Raw genomic sequence first — 817 nt, forward strand, 5'->3', positions numbered from 1 at the left:
TGAAACTATATTCACCATAACAAAAAAAACGAACGGTTGATCACATGCTGATCGATTGTTCGTTTTTCACTTGGGTTAAAAACCTTTTGTCCCAGCCTCTCTTTTTTAGTTGAAATACTGAAGCTGTTCGCGGCGAAGCTTATCTTTTTGTTTGTCCGAAATTGAGTAGTCGTAGTTATAAATAGCTCCTTCCCAATCTCCATACATTGGATTTGGAAATACGATTAGCTTTTGGCCAAACGTTTCTTTTTGCTCTTCTACAAGCTTATTTCGATCAGTAATGGACTTTTTATCAAAGCCGCTAAAATCAGATAAGTTATCACCAAACAGCAGGACTACATTATGATTCGTCGCTACTTTTTGACGGCGCGTTTCTTTTCCTTCATCTTTTGGACCCGTTAATAGCACATGGTCTTTGGTTGCTTGAGGAATATGTAAATTCTTTAGGTTTTTAATTGTTGCCTCAAGCTGAGAAGTTGTACGGCCCGAAATATAGTAAATATCTACGCCTTTTTGATCCGCATACGTCAAGAAATCAACAGCACCTGGTACTGCTTTTGCTTTTGCTGCTTGCACCCACTCATTCCATTTATAAGGAAATCCTTTTCCGGTTTTGATTGCTGAAGCTTGAAATGGGCTATTATCAAGCACGGTCTCATCTAAATCCAAAATAATGGCAGGCTTTTTATCGGTACTTTTTGCAAGCGCCTCATCTAAACGAAGCTTTCCAGTATTATAGCCTTGGTAATACAAAGCTTTCATTTCGCCGGATGTTTGGTACCAAGCATCGGCCATGATTTGCTGATCAGGTAGGTGT

The 817-nt window shown here is 39.2% G+C and carries 1 protein-coding gene; it reads right to left on the reverse strand.

Annotated features, from left to right (window positions below):
* Positions 1-105 precede the first annotated feature (105 nt).
* On the reverse strand, positions 106-817 hold a 712-nt coding region (locus AC1DRF_RS30410; RefSeq protein ID WP_477742620.1), incomplete at its 5' end, for a 5'-nucleotidase, lipoprotein e(P4) family.

Source organism: Priestia sp. P5_B4, from assembly GCF_056400385.1.